The organism is Cohnella phaseoli, from assembly GCF_003386235.1.
Lineage (GTDB): Bacteria > Bacillota > Bacilli > Paenibacillales > Paenibacillaceae > Cohnella > Cohnella phaseoli.
The window spans coordinates 178523-193438 of record NZ_QRDZ01000017.1; the positions used below are offsets into that span (position 1 = coordinate 178523).

15 protein-coding genes and 1 pseudogene are annotated in these 14916 nt (G+C 44.3%); 13 read left to right on the forward strand and 3 right to left on the reverse strand.

The genetic code is table 11. The features are described 5' to 3' along the window. Positions 1-43 precede the first annotated feature (43 nt). The 3 genes from DFP98_RS21150 to DFP98_RS21160 all read left to right on the forward strand — a co-directional run bounded on the left by DFP98_RS21150 (position 44) and on the right by DFP98_RS21160 (position 3070). Positions 44-1387, forward strand: coding sequence for an outer membrane protein assembly factor BamB family protein (locus tag DFP98_RS21150; protein ID WP_116062596.1), 1344 nt, complete (start codon positions 44-46; stop codon positions 1385-1387). Positions 1388-1611: 224 nt separating this feature from the next. Next, positions 1612-2568 carry a sigma-70 family RNA polymerase sigma factor gene (locus tag DFP98_RS21155; RefSeq protein WP_116062597.1) on the forward strand — a complete coding sequence of 319 codons (957 nt, stop codon included), beginning with the start codon at positions 1612-1614 and terminating at the stop codon, positions 2566-2568. 76 nt (positions 2569-2644) lie between these two features. Then, positions 2645-3070 carry an SRPBCC family protein gene (locus DFP98_RS21160; protein ID WP_116062598.1) on the forward strand — a complete coding sequence of 142 codons (426 nt, stop codon included), beginning with the start codon at positions 2645-2647 and terminating at the stop codon, positions 3068-3070. 78 nt (positions 3071-3148) lie between these two features. Here the strand turns inward: DFP98_RS21160 and DFP98_RS21165 are convergent, their stop codons facing one another. Beyond that, positions 3149-3565: a VOC family protein gene (locus DFP98_RS21165; protein ID WP_116062599.1), complete on the reverse strand. Its 417-nt coding sequence runs from the start codon at positions 3563-3565 to the stop codon at positions 3149-3151. A gap of 190 nt (positions 3566-3755) precedes the next feature. On the opposite strand from DFP98_RS21165, the gene DFP98_RS21170 reads away from it, so the two are divergent. Together DFP98_RS21170 and DFP98_RS21175 are read left to right on the forward strand one after the other, a co-directional pair. Beyond that, entirely contained in the window at positions 3756-5162 is a 1407-nt protein-coding gene (locus tag DFP98_RS21170; protein WP_220377142.1) for a WG repeat-containing protein, read from the forward strand. A gap of 21 nt (positions 5163-5183) precedes the next feature. Next, the gene (locus DFP98_RS21175; protein ID WP_116062601.1) at positions 5184-5519 is read left to right on the forward strand and encodes a hypothetical protein; all 336 of its coding nucleotides are present in this window, start codon (positions 5184-5186) and stop codon (positions 5517-5519) included. A 207-nt stretch (positions 5520-5726) separates the two neighbouring features. Here DFP98_RS21175 and DFP98_RS21180 read toward each other — a convergent pair whose 3' ends face one another. After that, a complete protein-coding gene (locus DFP98_RS21180; RefSeq protein WP_116062602.1) occupies positions 5727-6617 on the reverse strand; it encodes a hypothetical protein in 891 nt (296 codons plus the stop codon). A 118-nt stretch (positions 6618-6735) separates the two neighbouring features. Beyond that, a complete protein-coding gene (locus DFP98_RS21185) occupies positions 6736-7191 on the reverse strand; it encodes a hypothetical protein (protein ID WP_116062603.1) in 456 nt (151 codons plus the stop codon). Between the two features lie 17 nt (positions 7192-7208). Between DFP98_RS21185 and DFP98_RS40295 the strand changes: the two genes are divergently transcribed. From DFP98_RS40295 to DFP98_RS21230, 8 genes and pseudogenes are all read left to right on the forward strand, one after another. Next, complete coding sequence (locus DFP98_RS40295) at positions 7209-7520, forward strand: matrixin family metalloprotease (protein WP_116062604.1); 312 nt, start codon at positions 7209-7211, stop codon at positions 7518-7520. Between the two features lie 852 nt (positions 7521-8372). Then, the gene (locus DFP98_RS21195; protein ID WP_116062620.1) at positions 8373-8933 is read left to right on the forward strand and encodes a GNAT family N-acetyltransferase; all 561 of its coding nucleotides are present in this window, start codon (positions 8373-8375) and stop codon (positions 8931-8933) included. 223 nt (positions 8934-9156) lie between these two features. Further along, positions 9157-9339 (forward strand): annotated as a pseudogene (locus tag DFP98_RS40300) (DDE-type integrase/transposase/recombinase); the annotation flags it as partial. 19 nt (positions 9340-9358) lie between these two features. Next, a complete protein-coding gene (locus tag DFP98_RS21205) occupies positions 9359-9592 on the forward strand; it encodes a hypothetical protein (RefSeq protein ID WP_220377143.1) in 234 nt (77 codons plus the stop codon). Between the two features lie 1270 nt (positions 9593-10862). Beyond that, positions 10863-11240: an Imm8 family immunity protein gene (locus DFP98_RS21215; RefSeq protein WP_116062607.1), complete on the forward strand. Its 378-nt coding sequence runs from the start codon at positions 10863-10865 to the stop codon at positions 11238-11240. Positions 11241-11739: 499 nt separating this feature from the next. Then, entirely contained in the window at positions 11740-12924 is a 1185-nt protein-coding gene (locus DFP98_RS21220; RefSeq protein ID WP_116062608.1) for an RNA polymerase sigma factor, read from the forward strand. A gap of 121 nt (positions 12925-13045) precedes the next feature. Next, the gene (locus tag DFP98_RS21225) at positions 13046-13831 is read left to right on the forward strand and encodes a class I SAM-dependent methyltransferase (protein WP_220377145.1); all 786 of its coding nucleotides are present in this window, start codon (positions 13046-13048) and stop codon (positions 13829-13831) included. 329 nt (positions 13832-14160) lie between these two features. Beyond that, positions 14161-14613: a chromosome partitioning protein ParB gene (locus DFP98_RS21230; protein WP_116062610.1), complete on the forward strand. Its 453-nt coding sequence runs from the start codon at positions 14161-14163 to the stop codon at positions 14611-14613. Positions 14614-14916 lie beyond the last annotated feature (303 nt).

The window sequence follows — 14916 nt, forward strand, 5'->3', positions numbered from 1 at the left end:
TGCGTCTATATTCACAGTTAAATAATGGAAAGATGGTGCCCGAATGAAAAATGGAAGCTTATTCGTCATAGCGGTGCTGGCGGTAGGATTGGGAGTTTTGGGAGCAGGCGTTGCCGATGCGGGCGGATTGAACGGGCAATCGTCTTATATTGGCGATAATTATGACTACTTGAACGATGCGAAGACCGTCGAACCGACCTGGACGGTGGATATGTCGGGTTTCGATCCCGGCTTCGATTTGAACAATGGGGTTGCGCTTGCGGAGGAGGGAAAAGTTTTCTATCTGAACCAAGGACAACTGCTTGCCGTATCGGTCAAAACCGGCAAGCGGATTTGGAAATACGGCAGCGGATTGAAGCTGCCGCTCGTCTATGCGGATGGCAAAGTATATGCAGCCTCAGGTGACGGCACTGTCTATGCGGTGAACGCGACGACGGGCAAACGCATTTGGGCGTCGTCGACTAAACAGCCAGACATTCATCAATTTACGGTGACTAATGACGAGCTGATCTCAGTCAGCGATCATGTGTATGCGTATCGTCTGTCCGATGGCAAACGGCTATGGAAGGACGATTACGAGTTTCCGGCTTTCGGGACCGTGACAGTGATGGGCGATGTTTTGGTGGAGCGGCATGAAGAATCCGGCGCCTATTTGTACGACATGACGCTCGGGCTTGACCGGAAGACGGGCAAGGTGCTGTGGAAGCTGATGGACATCGGCGAGCCCTTATACGTTAATGAGGCAAAAGGCACGTTCATGGCACGGCACTTGGATTATATTTTCGCTTTGGATAAGCCGGAAGGCGCGGCGGTCAAAACCGTCGATTGGCGAACAGGCAAAGTGCTCAAGACTACGGAATACGAGTCGGCCAAGATCAACCCGAACGGTAAGCAGCAGATTATCGACTCCGTCTTCGTGAGCGACGGCAAAATCTATCTCTCCTTCGGCATCAAAGTCCTTGCCTATCCGCTCGATGCGGATCCGACTGCGCCTTCAACGAAGAAGGAGATCTACTGGGTGTATGGGGACAATTCAAACGTAGACTATGCCGCCGGACCTGCAGCCGGCAAGATATTCTTCGTATCCACGAATGCTAGAAGCTATCGGCTCTACGGTGTAAAGACCGTGGACAAAGCGGCGGTAGTCGGATACGCGATCGATAATCCAATCGCACGGTTCGATATCGTAGGCAACGGGCTGTATATTTACCAAACCGACCGGAAGCTAATCGTCATGAACCCGAGCAAGAATAGAACGTTGTTCCGGATGGACGTACCGGCGCGCGCGTTCGGCCCGACTTTAAGGGACAGCGGCATGATAGTGGTGCAGACGAGGGGCAAGCTGCTCGCCTTTCCGGAGCCGGCGAAACTGAAAGAAGCACAGTAATTGATAAGCCAAGTACAATTAAGCTGCTTATTTCATAGGAAGAGCTCGATCTGGATCGTAAGCTTCGTGTCCACTAGGTTGAGGCCGGCATGTGCAGCACTAAATGGCCATGTGCGTAGCCGCTAAGGTCTCCAGCCTCTGCCTATTTATTCTATTGAGGCCGTCCGTTTCATTGCATATAATGAAGGTACTGCCCTTAGGGGAGATCGTTAAGGGAGGCCGCGATGAACGAGACCGCATTTGACGAACCATTATTTGCAAGCTTGAAGCCGGGTTTAACCTCGTTCTGTTACCGAATGCTAGGCTCCATAGACGATGCGGATGATGCCGTTCAGGAGACGAGTATTCGGGTCTGGCAGAGCTGGAGCACGTTCAGACAGGATTCCTCGTTCAAAACTTGGGTCTATCGGATTGCCTCCAACCTCTGCCTGGACAAGCTGAGACAATCCAAACGCCGCGCGCTTCCCGTTGATTTGTTTGATCCGGCCGTCGCCATCGTCGAGCCGCGCGACACGCTGCCGGATTCTGCCTGGATCTGGCCGTCTCCCGACTTTGGGGGCAATCCGGAGGATCGGCTCGTCCGCAGAGAGACCCTTCAACTGTGCTTCATCGCTCTCCTGCAGAACTTGCCTCCGCGACAGCGCGCGGTACTCATTTTGAAGGATGTATTTGAATGGTCCTCCAAGCAGATCGCGGAAACGTTGGCGATGTCGCCGGCAGCGGTGAACAGCGCCTTACAAAGAGCCCGGGAGACGATGGACCGGGCGCAGCTTCGCTCGGATGAGCTCAGCAGCATGGACGTTCAACCGGAACAGCAACTGCTATCCCGGTATGTGGAGGCCTTCGAGCAATTCGATATTGCTGCGCTTGTCGCGTTGTTCCACGAGGAAGGCTGCATGTCGATGCCGCCCTTCGAGATGTGGGTCCGCGGCAAGGAAGATTTGTCTGCTTTCTTTGCACTTACTCGGTGGCATTGCGAAGGTTCGCGACTTGTGCCTATTACGGTGAATGGCGGTTATCCGGCGTTGGCCCAGTATATGCCGGACAAAGAGGGCTCCGGCCTGGTACCCTGGGGCATCCACGTCATCGAAACCAAAGAAAATCAAATTCTGCACGTTCAAAATTTCATTCATACGCCATTATTTTCGCGATTTGGGCTGCCTGAACGAATTGACCGATGAATTTCGTCATTGGCTTACGTCTATATTATTGAGAATAACCAAACGACGATTATCATGAGAGAGGTGTCTATTTAAAATGGAAACGAATCAACCGACGAAAGTAACCGTGCAAGCCGTTATTCAAGCCCCTGTCGAGAAGGTATGGCGCTATTGGACCGAGCCGGATCACATCACGAAGTGGAATCAAGCGTCCGAGGACTGGCATGCGCCAAGAGCCGAAAACGATCTGCGGGTCGGCGGCAAGTTTCTGACACGGATGGAAGCGAAGGATGGCAGCATGGGTTTTGATTTTGGCGGCGTCTACGATGTCGTGAATCGGCATGAGGCGATCGGCTACACCCTGGGAGACGGAAGAAGAGTGGATATTGTTTTCGTCGATCAAGGGAACGAGACGAAGGTCATTGAAACGTTCGACGCGGAAAGCTCCAATCCCGTCGAGTTCCAGCAAGCAGGCTGGCAAGCGATTATGGACAATTTCAAAGCCTATACCGAACAAAACTAATCATCGCGAAGAAGACGCCGGGGAAGATGCCCGGCGTCTTTCTTTTTGAACCTAGTATGAGCATGCTCACCGCTAGGTTTAACCTTGTACCGCATCGATGTTCATGCAGTTAATAGCCCACAGATGGCCGTCCAAGTCCACGAAGCCCCAATGATACATCACCCCATGATTTTCAGGTTCAGCGTGTAATTTTCCGCCTAAGGAGACCGCGGTATTCACGATTTCATCGACCTTTTCCCGGCTCTCAAAGGCCAATGCGATCGTCATCTGCGCATACTTGCTCGTATCGACGGATTCCCTCTCCGTGAGCGTATTAAAGAAAGTTTGACTGATCAGCATGACCTGAAGGTTGTCGCCGATCACGATGGCTGCCGAATTCTCGTTATCGGGGAATTGGGGGTTGAGCTCGAATCCGAGCCCGGTGAAGAACGCTTTCGATTGTTCTACGTTTTTTACAGGCAGGTTGAAGCTTGTGAATGCGGACGTTAATGCCATTTTCAAAACACCTCTTCGTCAAATTAGTTTGTGTTCATTTTTGCCTTCGTTTATATAGACGACAGCTGATCCGAAAATTCATCGGTCTCATGGATTTGGATTTAGAGTAGACCACGTTTTCATGAATATGCGATAATTGTAATTATTTAACGCCAATAACTATAACCCATGAATTGAAGGGATGAGCCATTTGAAAAAGAGACTATTCATTTTGACGTGTATTTTCATGATGCTTAGTAACATAACAATTGCAGTAGCTAATGAAACCATTCCTAATCCTATTGAACCTGAGTTCTCTTACGCCAGTGACTTTAGTGAAGAGGGAGTTGCAATGGTTGCCACTGGTGGAGAATGGAGTCTACAGCTTTGGTACAATGTTAAAGGTGCAAAATATGGCTTTATTGATAGGTCTGGTAAATTTATCGTTGAACCACAGTATGATTGGGCGACTGCATTCGTTGAGGGTTTTGGGAGGGTCGAAAAAGAGAAGAAAATTGGGTTTGTAGACATAACCGGCAGAGAGATTGTAAAACCGCAATATGATTGGGTAGATGATTTTAGCGAAGGCATGGCTGCAGTGGAAAAGAACGATAAGTGGGGCTTTGTTGATAAAACGGGAAAAGAAATGGTAACACCTCGATATAACAGAGTTGATTCTTTCAAAAACGGAATAGCAAAGGTGTACAAAAATAACAAAGTGGGATTCATTAATAAAACCGGAAAAGAAATTGTAACCCCACAATATGGGTCGATTGAACCTTTCGCTGGCGGAATGGCTGCAGTTTATAAAAATGGGAAATGGGGATTTATCGACCAGACAGGAAAAGAGATTATAAAACCTCAATATAACAGTGTGGGTAGTGTTGGTCGTCCTGATGCTACCTATTTCATAGAAGGATTGGCTCTGGTAGCCAATGATCAAAGCGATCGAAATCCTTTATTTATTGATAAAACGGGTAAGGTGGTCCTGAAGACTCGTTATGATTATGCGTTTGATTTTAGTAATGGATTGGCTTTGTTTAGTAAGGGCTCGAAAATTGGATTTATCGATAAAAAAGGAAAAGAAGTCATTAAGCCTCAATTTACTGACGCTCAATCTTTCAATGAAGGTATGGCCGCAATTATGAATAAAGAGAGAAAATGGGGTTTTATCGATAAAACTGGAAAAGTAATCGTAAAGCCTCAATACGATAACGTATTTGATTTTCAAGACGGAATCGCAATTGTTCAGAACGGTTTAAAGCGGGGTCTCATTGATAAAACCGGAAAAGTAATCTTGAAGCCCATATACGAAAAAATTAAGCTCTTGGATGGAGGCTTGATCATGGTTCAACAATCTGGAAAATGTGGCCTTGCAAACAGGAGCGGATCTGTAATTGTTAAACCTAAATATGATGATATAAAGACTTTTAGCGAAGGACTTGCTGCCGTTGAATTAAAGGAGAAATGGGGATTTATAAACAAAAACGGAGAAATAATAATAACCCCGCAGTATGCTGTTGTAAACGATTTCAAAAATGGTTTTGCATTGGTTCAAAGAGAGCAATGGAAGTACCATTTTATCTCAAATCCACTGCTCAAACCTAATAAATCATGAATCAAGAGTAGGAGAATAGTATTGAATTTTAAACTTATTGACATGAATGGGGTACCTGTGATCTCACTGCCTACAGGTTTTGGGTTGTTAGAAGCCTTTATCGGAACAAATCTTCAAGATAAAGATGAAAAGGGTATTTGGTTGATTGATTCCATTGATGACGTACTACGTGGTAAAGTAACCAACAGTACCATAGGTGATGTGAAGTACCATGTGATCGAGCTAAGCAAAACAACTGTGAAGGTAATCGATCCGTATTCCGACGAAGAAATGTACTGTGAGCTGCCTTTAGACACCTTTAGAAGCATAATTCTCAATTGGCTCAAACAGAAGGATAAATACTACGGACTACTCTAACGGGAAACAAAAGTCCAATTGTGAGACAACGATAGCCGGCCACAGGAGCGGCTTTCGTTGTTCGTTAAGCTAACTGGCAGTTTAAGTTGGTATAATTTGTACGTAATAGGGATGAGGTGATCGTTTATATAGAGAATACAATAATTTTATGTGGCAATTGTGATGAAAAAATTGTTGAGTCATTCTCTATGTCAAATGGCACCAAAATCAACCGTCTGACGGTGCGTACTTCCCCACGTCCGGCTCGAATGCCGCTCCGCTCGCCAGGTCCAGTTCCACATGGGTGGTTCCGCGATTGTCGGTCAGCACAATCATTCGCGACCCGACGATGGGAACGCGATCGGCGCTGGTGCGCATGTGCGCTGAGACGACAAGAGGGGTGCTGTCGACGATATAATTTACCTCCACCACGAACATTGGTAAATTAAAGAGCCAGCTATTAGTAAAGTTCACGGCGGTCAACGTCCCGGGGCATGACGAACCCTCTACTCGAAGACGCTCGATGTCCGCCTGACGCCGTCGGGCGTGGGCGATTGAGCCGGGCAACCGCAGGAGCGTAATGGCGGCCCAGAGGGCGAAGCTAGCTCCGACGACGGCGCCGAGCTCTGGCGGGATCGTCGGCGATGTCGCAATGGCCCCGAGGTCAAAGGGGCGCGGTAGGTCGCTTGTCAGCATCCAGATCAGGAGGATTCCCGCGATTGCTGCAAGTCCTCCTGTCACCGACAGCGTCGCGAACAGGCCGGCCACCCTGGTCTGTCCGAACTGCTCAATCGATCGCGAGTACACTCCGCCGGTCGTACCGATCGCGACGAGCAGCAGCAAAACGGCTACGCCCACTGTGACCGGATGACCGAGGAACATGCTGATCGCCGGTGTCGGCGCCATTCCGAGCAGTGCGCCGAACGGCACGGAGCCTGTCAGCGCCCATAGTGCCGCGGCTGTGAATAGCTGCGGCATCAAGGGAGCCGCGCGTCCGACGCGATGTCCCGGCAGGAGCATAGTCATCCGTCCGTTCTTATCCGTGGTGGAGAACAGCGGCAGCGGCTCGATATGTTCTTGCTGCCTCTGCTTCGGTTGATCCTCCGCAGCATCCCTCATTGGCATCGTCCTCCAGTTCAACTTCCTTTTACTCAGCCATGCACATCTTCAAACTCAATATTTCTTATCTATATTTTACCACTATAAGATTGTCCGCTGTTAATATCCTAAGTCGACATCATTTCAAAATGAGGAGAGAATCCCTGTAGCTGTTAGTTATGTGACCGAGCGCAAAGCTCGCAGCGAAAATGAAAAAGAGGATAGAATGCAGAACGACAGATGCAGCGAAGAAATAGAGGCAGGGAAATACGGCCATCGGAACTGGAATGCCAAGCATCGGGACTAGCAGACGAGCATAGCTTCTATCACTGCGGAGATACATGAACCAGCCACTATAATAGAAGAGAAGCGCGGCCAGCATGACGATCAGTGATATCGTTTCATAGCTTCGCTCGGCGCGCATCGAATAAAACAAAGGAACGACCATGATGCCGAGCCTACCAATCGCTTCACAAGCATTAAGGAGGAGGTTGGTGGTCCGACGGGCCGGCGGGCTCGTTGGCGGAAAGCGCACAAAAACGAGATTGGGCAACAGAATCATCAATGGAATAAGAAGACTGACCGGATGAAGCATGCGGACACCTCCTTTGTATGATCGTGTCATTATACAACATTCGGAAGGATTTATCCGTGACTAATGATGCAGAAACACTGCAGAAACCACAAATATGCGAAAGAATTATTTACGTTAACGGGCAGTTTTGCTCAGTTCGAAGCCATCATTCAAGTTCCCTCATCATTTCAAGAGCAGGGATTATCGCTCATGAGTTTGGTCATGTTGCTGGCATAGCCCACTCAACTTCGATTACTCAATCATCACTTATGACAACATATTATACTGATTCTTTATGGAGCAACAGCCCAACAACATACGATATTAATATATTGAATAATCTTTATTAATAATAAAGGGGAGATTAAAAATGAAAAGAAAGCACATCATATATATGTTCTTCTTTCTATCCTCGTTAGTAGTAGGTTTAGTTAGTGGAAATGTTTAAAATAATATTTTCGCTAATGAACAACACATTACTCAACTAGAAGCACTTTCTATTAAAGCTAATTCATTAGAAGAAGGACTATGGGGAGTAGATTTAATTATAAGAGGCAAAGTAGTAGAGGAACACGAGACCAGGGAACAAGATGCAGGAATTCCGAGTAATAAGGGAAAAACTTCATTTCCTGTTACCCCTGCATCTGTAATTGTAGATGAAGTAATTTATGGAGAGGCTGCAGTTGGAAAAGAAATCACATTACTCCAACATGGAGTTAAGTCATCCAAGGAAAGATTATCAGTTACCCCAGGGGAGGAAGTAATCCTATTATTGTCTAGGACTACATGGGGCGAGTATTGGTCATATTGTTTCGAAAACGGTATATGGAGAATTAAGGATGGAAAAGTGAGCTCGAACGCATATTCTCCACCATTAAAGTCTTTGGTAGGTATGGACGAACTGGAATTCAAGAAAAAAATTGGTGTTGCAGCTAAAAATCAAGTTAAGAATCACATGCTGAAGCCGTAAGCTGTTCGATTGAAAGGGTGTAAGTTGATAAGAACGTTGTCTCATAACAAAAGCCATCTCTAAACAGAGTTGGCTTTTTGTCGGATGTCAAGAATGTGTACCGATTACCGATATTCATTAAGCTAACGGACAGTTTACTTAGAACTTATTATTGAATTAAGAGAAAAATAGTGATATCTTTTGGGAAATATTTTCCTAATGGGGTGTTGATGTGGCTGTGGTCGATCCAATAATGTACTCGATACCGGAGAGCTTCGAAAGTAAAAGATTACTTATACGTGCTCCAATATGGAATGATGGCATGAAGGTAAACGAGGCGGTAAAAGAAAGTAAAGAGGAATTACGTCCCTGGATGCCCTGGGCAAAAAACATTCCAACCGTAGAAGAGTCGGAAGTTAGTATCCGTCGATCTCGTTTACAATTCTTGGAGCGTAGTGACTTAAGGTTATTACTTTTTTTGAAGGGAACCGATGAGCTAGTTGGTAGCAGCGGTTTACATCGAATAGATTGGCAGGCGCGTAAATTTGAAATCGGATACTGGGTGCGAACATCTTATGCTAAGCAAGGATACATTACAGAAGCAGTAGAAGCTATCTCGAGCTTTGCCATAAATGAGTTACAAGCGAATCGAATTGAAATCCGATGCGATGATCGTAATGAACGAAGTGCAAGAGTTGCTGAACGATTGGGATTTAACTTAGAAGGGACCCTTCGAAATGAAAAGTGTGATGTAGACGGCTCTTTGCGAAATACTATGATTTTTTCTAGAGTTCGAGGAGTGGAATTTTTCTAAGACCGTTGATTCAACTAACGGGAAACGTTAATCAAATAATAACACAACAGCAGCTGGCCAGAAGATCGGCTGCCGTTTTCTCAACTAACTAGCAGGTTAATTAATTATACCCGTTTCCAACGTTGTGTCCTAATATTGTCAATGTTGCATTAATTAAGAAATAACATAAAATGATCATAATATGTTTTAAAACGGTGATGAAGGGAAATTTAGAAAGTATTTACCTGGGGTGCTGGATTGTTTTAACGGAGAAATCGTAGGCCTTGCCATGGATAATATGCGCAAGGAACTCTGCATCCAAGCTTTTGAGAACGCCTGTAAAGCAAGAAAGGCTCGCGGAATGATTTATCACAGCGATCGAGGCAGCCAATTCACGAGCCATGCATTCCGAGCCGTATCTGGCTAAACGAGATGCAATTCAGAGCATGAGCGGCACAGGGCGTTGCTATGATAACGCAAGGATGGAAAGCTTTTTTGCTGCGCAAAAGAAAGAGAAGCTGTACAAGATCAACACAGAGCGCTATCCGATGGTCGATATGAAATCGATCTTCTTCAGATACATCATGGCCTACTACAACAGACGGCGGATCTACACCTCTAATCCAGGGGGCTGGCCCCCAGCTATTTATCGCGAAAGAATGCTGTCACAAGCAGCTTAGTAATGGGATTTCTGTATGAGGGTGTTTTCAAATTGCACTTTTTTTTGACAACTCCAGTTCACTTCCCACTGATCAGCGACAAGAATTGGTTTTAGAGCTAAGGGTAGGATTTGAAGGACCTTGTATAACCGAGAATGGTTCTATTAAAGGAAAAAATCTGTAATATGGGAGGTGTATATAAAAATTTATGGAGGTGAATCCAGGTGGCATTAGATTGTTACTTTAAGGACAGGGCTGGATTGATAGTTTATCACTACCCGATCAATGATTCATTACACAAAAGTATTTTTAGCAGAAATTTCCAGGCAATTGGGTTTCCTATATTAGCTAGACTTAAAGATTATTATAATGACCATATCATTTCATTGGATGAAATTCCAATCATTATCAATGAATTAAAGACATTAAAGCCGCAGATGCCCGAACAACTACAAAATAATATAGCTGAATTAATAGATCTGCTAAGTGACGTTCGGATATACGAGATTGAATGCTTCTGCGATTAATAGCTTATACAAAATTAAATAGCAACTTTAAATCAGTATTTTGTATTGAATCAGGAAGATTTATTGTCAACACTAAAAAAAACACTTTATAAAATCATTCATTTGTCGGAGGTCAAGAACAATGTCCCATAACAAGTCGCGTAAAATTGCGGCTTTTTTGTTTTATGAAGAACTTGATCCCATTCCCGTTTTGTGACAATAACATTGTCCCATTCCCGACGGATGATCAACAGAGTGGGGGAAGGATGATTAAGCTAACGGGCAGTTTGGCTCAATACAAGATGATGAGGAGTGTGGTAAAATTAGTAAGATAAGGGAGGCGAGAATGATGAAATCAATTCTAGGGATTGCTTTTTATTTTTGTGCCCTTTTGCTTCTGGTTTATTATTTTGTAGGGGTTAGTTTTATTAAGGCTGTACAGATGGCAGTGCTTATAACCATGGTACATATCTTAATCCTTCTCATAGACAGCTTTTACAAGAGAAAAGAGAGACGTAAGTGACGTAGCTAAGGCGAGCAGTATTTCCTTTTACATTACGCTAACAGAGAACGATAGCACAATGTTAACAGGTTGCTGACATCGGCAGCCTGTTCCGCTAACGGGCAAGTTTTCTTTAATTCCTGTAGATAGAAGACCCATTTCTACACAAAGGGCGAATAAGGAGTGGAAAGCTTGATTAAGCCGATATTGAAGGATCTTATCATTACTGGAAACCCCAATATGTACGGAAAGTTACAATTTACATAAACAGAAGATATTGGGGATGATTTTTATTTATCAGGAACAGCATGTATCGGAAGACTCTGAAGGAGAAGATAATTTTGATTTTGGAATTATTACTCCAAAAGCGTTAGAAAAAGAATTGAGAAACGAAAAAATAGTTCTGGGAATGCAGTACTTTATTGTAGATAAGTTAGATTTTGAATTGATTATTGGAAAGATTAATCAAATCCTATCGAAGCAACAAGGTGAAACTTGGAAACAGGTTGCTGAATCACTCAGCCCTTATTTTCGATGGAAGTATACTGATTCTACACAATTAGATTTAGACGGATTATTGGAAATGATTAAACATTCAAAGAAAACAGGGAAGACAGTTGATGAAATAAATTGTATAACAATTTTAGTTTATGAACAGTAAGCTAGCAACATTAGTTGGAAACTTAATGATTCAACTAACGGGATACGATAGCACAATGGGAACAGGCTGCTGACATCGGCAGCCTGTTCTGCTAACGGGCAGGATACTTCAATCGTTTCTCGAAGATAGAGTGGTTACAAGCTTTCTAAATATCACGATATGTGAAAGTTGTCTATTTGAAATCAAAGATCCCAATAGTCTCACAGAAGTACAACAAATCAAGCAAATCTCGGTCAATTAAAGCATTTGGCATTGGGGATTGAACTAACTGGGGAACGATAGTTGGATAACAACAATCAGGCCGCCGATTTTCTTCGGTGGCTTTCGTGCATTAGTATAGGTTGATTATGATCCCCTTGGAAGGTTGCCAACACACGCCGCGACAGCTCCTATTACATAGGCAACGATGTATTGCTTTTCTCTTTATTTCAACTCGGATGTGGCTATTTAACTGTTTCTGGTGTCTAATGGGGTGTGACATTACAAGGAGGTTCTCTGCATGCATGCATCCGCTGAACGACTGGAAGACCTCTATGCCCGGTATCACCACAGACTTCGCAAGTATTTGCAACTGAAAGTCGACAAGGACACTGCTGAAGATTTGGCGCAGACAACCTTTGTCAAGGCACTTGAAAGTATGCATTCCTTTCGTGAACACGCCAGTCCCTTCACGTGGTTATGGCGTATCGCGATCAACACGCTCAAGAATGAATACCGCAGCAAGAGTCGCAGACACGAAAAATATACCGATCCGGGTAAGCTCAACAACCGTTTTGTGTCCTATGAATTTGCAAGCAACGTTGAGATCCGACTCGATGTTGGCTCCGCAATGCGACAACTGAACGAAACCGACCGAGAAATACTCACACTATACTATGATATCGGGTGTACGCTGAAGGAAATTTCGGAGATCGTCGGACTCAAGCTGAGCACGACCAAGAATCGGCTGTATCGGGCGCTTGCGAAATTGCGTATCGAATTGGTCGACCATGAGGAGGTTCCCCCAGTCATGTCAATTTTACAAAATTTACTATTTATGGATCGAACGAATCCCATACATGCCGCGCAAGTACGGGAGGACCTTATCGACGAACTTGGCAGTCGTATCGAACGGATCACCAAGCTTGTCCGGCATCAACTAACCGGGAAGTTGACGATCGAGATTTATCCTACTCTCGATGCATTTCATAAAGCGGTCGGTGAACCGGGCGCTCCGGATTGGTTCATGGGCGTCATCGACGACAGGACTATCAAGATCGTATCTCCGTTGAGTCCGGGGCCTGCCCATACGTACAAATCAGTACTTCAATCGACCGTGCATCTGTTCACCATCCTTATGGTCAAGGAGGTGAACCCGACTGCGCCCAAATGGCTTTATCAAGGACTCGGCGGTTATGAGGCTGGATTGATGACAAAGGATTATGTTCGCGACTCAATCCATGAGGCGGTCGGGCGCGATGACGTACCGACGTTTGAAGACTTTGAGGATAATTCATGGAAATTTGAGCGGAAGAAAGGGTTTCAATTCGCATATACATTGGCGGAGTTTGTTCTTCGGACATACGGAGAGGAAGGATTGAATCGGCTTCTCCGGCAACCGGCTGATTTCAAAGAAGCACTCCGATGTTCTGTGCCAGAGTTACGAGGCCGATGGATCGAGTTCTTGAAAGAGCAGTACGCATAATCGTAACTTAAGTTTACATTTCCGATACGTTATCCTGTCTGTTCATACCAGGCTGTCGATAATCAACTCGGCAGCTTCCTTTTTGATCTGATAGATTGGAAAAAACATGGTGGTGGTTCGTCTGGAATTCTTTCAGCAAAATAAGGACTCGTGGAATGCTGGTGCATACCAAGCGTGGGTCAATCGTTTCGGCAATCCAACCGAGGCGGCTATAAAGATAAAAGAAGACCCTGCCGGAAGAATTGGTAATGCCCTTGAATACATGAATGACGTAACAGGTAAAAAAATAGCGAATCTGCTTGGTTCAAATGGAAACAAGGCGGTGGCTCTGGCGTTGTTAGGAGCTGATGTCACAGTGGTGGACTTTTCCTCCGAAAATAAAAAGTATGCCTTGGAACTGGCGAAAGCTTCAGAGGTTCAGATACAGTATGTTCTATCCGATGTACTCAAACTGCCTGCAGATATCATTTCGAATGGGTTCGAGATTGTGTTTATGGAACATGGAATCCTTCACTATTTTCTAGATTTAAAACCGTTATTTCATGTGGTACAGGCTCTCCTTCTTCCAGGTAGCAGACTAATTCTTCAAGACTTTCACCCAGTAACCACGAAACTAATATCATCAAGGGGAACAACGGCAAACATAAGAAAGCATAAAGTAACTGGTGATTATTTTGACTTTTCATTAGTAGAAAAACAGGTTTCCTTTTCGAAATTTCTACCTGAAGACAACAATGAAAGTATACAAAAAGTGCGTTTAAGAAACTGGACACTTGGAGAAATCATTACATCTGTTGCAAGTCAGGGATTATACATTAGAGTTTTCGAAGAACTCCCCAATCTTTCTTCAGGCGTCTTTGATAAAGGTATACCCAAAACATTTACCCTTGTTGCTGATAAAATTTAGTCCGAAAGGATATTGCACAAACGGGTAACGATAATTGAATCACCAATTGGGCCGCCGATTACTTTGGTGGCCTTCCGTATCGGTAGGCTTGATCTTAGCTTTTGGATCGGGTTTTGAAAAGGGGGGACTTTGTATTGCGACCTCTTCTTACTTTTCGCCGATAGCTCCGTTAAGCTGAACCGTATCGTAAGTAGGACGAAATTCCGCCTTTCTCGCTCAAAGAAAGCAGTAAAGAACGGTTTAAATTAAATCTAACCTTCCATTTATTGGGATTCTATTGCATAATCATTAGCATAATAGAAGCTTAAATTGAAGGTGGGGGAAGACAGATGAATGCTTTTACATTAAGCGCTGCTAATGAATATGCTCAAACCAATGATATTGAAACGTGGGTTCATCTTTTTTTAAATGGAGAAGGCAAAAATATAGTCATGTCAGAAGACTTAAAAAAGAAAAAACGATATTGGTTAGGACCTATTGAAATTGACATAAAATATCTGGAAAGAGTAGTTGGACCAGAAGAACATTTGGAATATGTAGAGGATATTAATTGGTGGAACTATAACATTGATCAAATTTGCAGTAGATTAGAATCCGGGTGGGACATGCCTCCTTTGATCGCAGAAATTGTAGATGGAGATTTTAGATTACATGACGGTAATCATCGACTTGGTGCATTACAGAAGTTAAACAGGGAAAAATATTATCTTATTATTTGGGACGATCATTCATACGAAAACATAATAAATCATTTAAAGAATTGTGGTATTAATATGAAATGATTTACATTATTTGAATGCTATTTGAGAAGTTACGAACTTCATTCACGCCTCGAGCCTGACGACTCCTTGGTTCGCCCGAAGAGATCCCGATTAAGCTAACGAATAGTACAGGATGCAGGGCTGCTGGTATGATCAGCAGCCTATTCTCCTATTGGACAGATGCTGGAATAACCAGTAATGGATTTGGTTATTGTAACAATGAGGTGATAAGTCTGAAATCCTTAGCCAACGCACGTAGTAACGGAAATGCGCATAACAAATAAGCCATTCTCAAGACGGCTATTGGTAATTTGTGGTTTATTT

What these genes read in the sequence shown, in the direction of transcription:
- DFP98_RS21150 (WP_116062596.1), top strand. Translation starts at nt 44, where the DNA reads ATGAAAAATGGAAGCTTATTCGTCATAGCGGTGCTGGCGGTAGGATTG.
- DFP98_RS21155 (WP_116062597.1), top strand. Translation starts at nt 1,612, where the DNA reads ATGAACGAGACCGCATTTGACGAACCATTATTTGCAAGCTTGAAGCCG.
- DFP98_RS21160 (WP_116062598.1), top strand. Translation starts at nt 2,645, where the DNA reads ATGGAAACGAATCAACCGACGAAAGTAACCGTGCAAGCCGTTATTCAA.
- DFP98_RS21165 (WP_116062599.1), bottom strand. Translation starts at nt 3,565, where the DNA reads ATGGCATTAACGTCCGCATTCACAAGCTTCAACCTGCCTGTAAAAAAC.
- DFP98_RS21180 (WP_116062602.1), bottom strand. Translation starts at nt 6,617, where the DNA reads ATGAGGGATGCTGCGGAGGATCAACCGAAGCAGAGGCAGCAAGAACAT.
- DFP98_RS21185 (WP_116062603.1), bottom strand. Translation starts at nt 7,191, where the DNA reads ATGCTTCATCCGGTCAGTCTTCTTATTCCATTGATGATTCTGTTGCCC.
- DFP98_RS40295 (WP_116062604.1), top strand. Translation starts at nt 7,209, where the DNA reads ATGATCGTGTCATTATACAACATTCGGAAGGATTTATCCGTGACTAAT.
- DFP98_RS21195 (WP_116062620.1), top strand. Translation starts at nt 8,373, where the DNA reads ATGTACTCGATACCGGAGAGCTTCGAAAGTAAAAGATTACTTATACGT.
- DFP98_RS21205 (WP_220377143.1), top strand. Translation starts at nt 9,359, where the DNA reads ATGAGCGGCACAGGGCGTTGCTATGATAACGCAAGGATGGAAAGCTTT.
- DFP98_RS21215 (WP_116062607.1), top strand. Translation starts at nt 10,863, where the DNA reads ATGATTTTTATTTATCAGGAACAGCATGTATCGGAAGACTCTGAAGGA.
- DFP98_RS21220 (WP_116062608.1), top strand. Translation starts at nt 11,740, where the DNA reads ATGCATGCATCCGCTGAACGACTGGAAGACCTCTATGCCCGGTATCAC.
- DFP98_RS21230 (WP_116062610.1), top strand. Translation starts at nt 14,161, where the DNA reads ATGAATGCTTTTACATTAAGCGCTGCTAATGAATATGCTCAAACCAAT.